Genomic DNA, 4,850 nt, shown 5'->3' with positions numbered 1-4,850 from the left:
GTCCCGCCCTTGGCGGCCGCACCGCCGAGACCGCCGAACTCGGCAGGCTCACCGCCGCCGGCGTCGGCGGCGCTTCCGGCCGCCAGGGTCGCGTTGCCGCCGGCACCGCCGGCACCGCCGTTACCGCCCACGGTGCCGCTGCCGCCCGAGCCGAGGGTGCCGGGGGCGCCGGTATAACCGGCGCCGCCCTTACCCCCGGCACCACCCGCGCCGCCGGTGCCGATGGTCGAGGTGCCGCCGGAGCCGCCCGCGCCGCCGTTGCCGCCGGCGATGCCGGTGGTGGAGGAGGCGAAGCCTGCCCCACCATTGCCGCCATCGCCACCATTGACCGCGGGGCTGCCGGTCTGGCCGTCGGTACCGCCGCTTCCGGTTCCCTTGAGGCCGCCTGCTCCTGCCCCGCCGGCGTTGCCGCCCAACCCGCCGTTACCGCCGTCGGGGTGCGAGGCGTTGCCGTTGGCGCCGTTGCCGCCGTCACCGCCCTTGCCGGCGTCACCGCCGTTGCCGCCGTTACCGGCGGTGCCCGCGGTGCCGGTGGTCGCCGTGCCGGCATTGCCGCCCTTGCCGCCGGCCGCCCCGTCGCCGCCGTTTCCGCCGTTTCCGCCGTTGCCGAAGTTCTCCCACAGCACGAAGTCTGTCGAGGTCAGGCCCAGGCCGCCGACACCGCCGTTACCGCCCCGGCCGCCGTTGCCGCCGTTGCCCGCGGTGCCGGTGGTCGCGTTGCCGCCATTGCCACCGATACCGGCCGCGCCGCCGGCTTTCCCGGCGAGGGCGTTGGGGCGCCCGGCGGTTCCGTCCGGCGGCGATTGCGTCGGCGTCTTCCCCTTGGTGCCTTCAGCGCCCGGGCCGCTCTGCCCGCCGTTGCCGCCGTTGCCGCCGTTGCCGGCCACGCCGCCGGTGGCGGTGCCGCCGCTGCCGCCATTGCCGCCGGCTCCGCCGTCGTTGCTCTGCCCGCCGAGGTTGCCGCCGTTGCCGCCGTTGCCGCCCTTGCCGCCGTTACCGAACGTGCCGGTGGTGCCGTTGGTCAGACCGGTCCCGCCGGCGCCCTCGATGCCGGCGTTGCCGCCGTCACCGCCGGCGCCGCCGGTACGGTCGGAGATCGACACGAAGGTGCCACTCCGGCCGTCGGTACCGTTGCCGCCCGCGCCGCCGGTGCCGGCGTTGCCGCCGTCACCGCCGGCGCCCTGAATCCCGTCGGTCGCACCTGCGCCACCCCTGAGGCCGGCCGCGCCGCCGTTGCCGCCGGTGCCGCCACTGCCACCGGCCCCGCCGTCACCGCCGGTCTTGCCGAAGGTTCCGGAGATGGTGCCGGGCGCGGGGTTGAATCCCGCACCGCCGTTGGCGCCGTTTCCGGCCTGGCCACCCAGGCCCCCGTTACCGCCGTTACCGCTGGTGCCGGCGCTGGCGCCACTGCCGCCCGCGGCACCGGCGGCACCGCCGTTACCGCCCGCGCCGCCGTCGCCGGCACTGCCGCCCGAACCACCGGCCAGGCCGTTGGGGTTCAGCAGGGATGTGCCCGCGGTGCCTGCGACGCCGTTGCCGCCATCGCCGCCATCGGCGCCGACACCGCCGGCGCCACCGTTGCCGCCGTTGGCGTTGGCGCCCGCGACACCGGTCGTGCCGCCTCCGGCGCCACCGGCGCCGCCGGCGCCGCCGTTTCCGCCGAGACCGCCGTTGCCACCGTCGGTTCCACTCTGGCCGGACGCACCGGCGCCAGATCCGTTACTTCCGTCGTAGCCCAGGCCGCCGTTGGCACCGCGACCGCCGTTGCCGCCGAGGCCGCCGGCGCCGCCGTTGGCATCGGTGCCGTCGGCGGCATTGCCGGCCCCGGCCCCTCCGGCGCCGCCCGCACCGCCGGCGCCGCCCTTACCGGCGTCCCCGCCGGCACCGCCGTTGCCGCCGGCCACACCCAGGGTGGTGCTGGCCTGGCCAGCCACACCGTCGCCGCCGTTGCCGCCGGCACCTGCCCGGCCGCCGGCGCCGCCGTTACCGCCGGCCGCGTCGGTTCCCGCGGTGCCGAGGGTGCCACCGGTGCCCTTGGCGCCGCCGAGACCACCGGCCCCACCGGTGCCGCCGGCACCACCATTGCCGCCTTTTCCGCCGTCGGCCCCCGAGTCACCGGAATTGGTGCCGTTGGCGCCGCTGAAACCGGTCCCGCCGGCCGCACCCAGGCCGGCGTTGCCGCCGGTTCCGCCGTTGCCGCCGCTGCCGTTGACTCCGGCGCTGGCGCCGTTGCCGCCGGCCGCGCCCGCGTTGCCGCCGACACCGCCCTTGCCGCCGGCCCCGGCACTGCCGCCGGCCCCGCCGGCCTTGCCGTCCCTGTCGGCGAGCGTTCCGTTGGCACCGGCCACGCCGTTGCCGCCATCGCCGCCCGCGGCCCCGGCGCCGGCCGAGCCACCGTTGCCACCATTGGCGTTGGCGCCTGCCTGGCCGGTCGTTCCACCGCCGGCACCGCCGGCACCGCCGGCGCCGCCATTGCCGCCGCGACCGCCGTCGCCGCCGGCACCGCCGTTCTGACCGGCCGCTCCGGCGCCCGAACCGTTACTGCCGTCGTAGCCCAGACCGCCGGCCGCTCCGGCACCGCCGTTGCCGCCGAGCCCGCCGGCGCCGCCGTTGGCGTCGGTGCCGTCGGCCGCGCTGCCCGCACCGGCGCCGCCGGCGCCACCGGCGCCACCGGTGCCGCCCTTGCCGGCGTTGCCACCGGAGCCTCCGGCCTGACCCGCGACCAGCGGACCGGTGCCGGCCGCGCCGGCCACACCGTTGCCACCGCTGCCGCCGGCACCCGCCCGGCCGCCGGCGCCACCGTCACCGCCGGCAGCGTCGGTGCCCGAGGCTCCGCCGGTTCCGCCGCCGCCGGCAACGCCCCCGAGACCGCCGGCGCCGCCGGCGCCGCCGGCGCCACCGGTGCCGCCCGCCCCCCCGTCGGTGCCCGAGGCGCCGGCAGTGCCGCCGTTGGCGCCGTTGAAACCGGTGCCGCCGGCACCGCCACGGCCCGCGAATCCCCCGGTGCCACCGTTGCCGCCGCTGCCGTTGACACCGGCGCTGGCGGTGACGCCACCGGCCGCGCCGGCATCGCCGCCGGCACCGCCCTTGCCGCCCGCACCTGCGTTACCACCGGCGCCACCGGCCTTGCCGTCCTTGTCGGCGAGCGTTCCGTTGGCGCCGGCCACGCCGTTGCCGCCATCGCCGCCGGCAGCACCTTCCCCGGCTGAGCCACCGTTGCCGCCGTTGGCGTCGGCACCGGCAAGACCGGTCGTCCCGCCGCCCGCGCCACCGGCGCCGCCGGCGCCGCCATTGCCGCCCCGACCGCCGTCGCCGCCGGCACTGCCGTTCTGCCCGGCCGCTCCGGCACCCGACCCGTTGCTGCCGCTGTAGCCGAGGCCACCGTCCGCGCCGGTCCCGCCGTTGCCGCCGATCGCTCCGGCACCACCGTTGGCGTCGGTGCCGGCGGCCGCGCTGCCCGCCCCGGCGCCGCCGGCTCCACCGGCACCACCGGTACCGCCCTTGCCGGCGTCACCACCGGCGCCGCCGGCCTGACCCGCGACCAGCGGACCGGTACCCGCCGCGCCGGCCACCCCGTTCCCGCCGCTGCCGCCGATGCCCGCAGCGCCACCGGCGCCGCCGTTACCTCCGGCCGCGTCGGTACCCCGGGTGCCGCCGCTGCTTCCGCCTGTTCCGGCCTCGCCGCCGAGACCACCGGCGCCGCCCTTGCCGCCCGCGCCGCCGTCACCGCCCGCGCCGCCGTCGGCGCCTGCGGCTCCGGCGATGACACCGTCGGCGCCGTCGAATCCGATTCCGCCGATGCCACCTTGGCCGGCGCTGCCGCCCAGTCCGCCGTTACCTCCGTCGCCGTTGACGCCCGCGATGGCGCCGGCTCCGCCGGCCGCACCGGCGTTGCCGCCGACACCGCCCTTGCCGCCCGCGCCCGCGTTGCCGCCGGCGCCGCCGGTCTTGCCGTCCTTGCTCAGTTCGGTGCCGTTGGCGCCATCGGCGCCGGACCCGCCGTCGCCGCCGTCCGCAGCGTTGCCGCCGACACCGCCGTCGCCACCGTTGGCATCGTTACCGCCGACACCGGCGGTGCCGCCACCGGCGCCTGCCGCGCCGCCCGCGCCACCGGTGCCGCCCCGGCCGCCGGCACCGCCCGCGGTGCCGCTCTGACCGGCCGCACCGGGATCCGTGCCGTCGGCTCCGGTGTAACCCAGACCGCCGTCCGCGCCGGCGCCGCCGTTGCCGCCGATCGCCGCATCGCCGCCATTGCCGTCGGTACCGCCGGCGGCACTGCCCGCCCCGGCGCCCGCGGCCCCACCGGCACCGCCGTCACCGCCCCGGCCGGCGTTGCCGCCGGCCCCACCGGCCTGACCGTCGACACCGACGGACGTGCTGGCCAGACCGGCCGCACCGGCGCCACCGTTACCGCCGACACCTGCGACGGCGCCCTTGCCGCCGTTCCCGCCGGCCGCGTCGGCGCCCGCGGCGCCCAGGCTGCCGCCGGTGCCCGCCGCCCCGCCGAGACCGCCCGCTCCACCGGTACCACCGGCGCCGCCGTTGCCACCGGCGCCGCCGTCAATGCCGGCGGCGCCCGCCGCGGCCCCGTCCGGGCCGTTGAAGCCCGCCCCGCCGAGCCCGCCGTCACCGGCGTTTCCGCCCACGCCGCCGTCACCGCCGTCACCGTTGACACCGGCGCCGGCACTGACACCACCGGCGGCACCGGCGTTGCCGCCGACACCACCCTTGCCGCCCGCACCCGCCTGACCACCGGCGCCACCGGCCTTGCCGTCCCGGCTCGCCAGCGTGCCGACGGCACCCGCCGCACCGGTGCAGCCGTCGCCACCGTTGGCGGCATTGCCGCCCAC

1 protein-coding gene is annotated in these 4,850 nt (G+C 79.6%); it reads right to left on the bottom strand.

What is annotated here, in order from left to right; all coding sequences use genetic code 11:
• The coding region (locus ACKOQ4_RS13885) for a PE family protein (protein ID WP_526292792.1) at positions 1–4,850 on the bottom strand (4,850 nt) is incomplete at both ends.

It is taken from the genome of Mycobacterium sp. (assembly GCF_046095365.1).
In the GTDB taxonomy this organism is placed as follows: Bacteria; Actinomycetota; Actinomycetes; order Mycobacteriales; family Mycobacteriaceae; genus Mycobacterium.
Note: the sequence above shows the minus strand (reverse complement) of the source record. Positions and strands in the feature narration are given on the sequence as shown.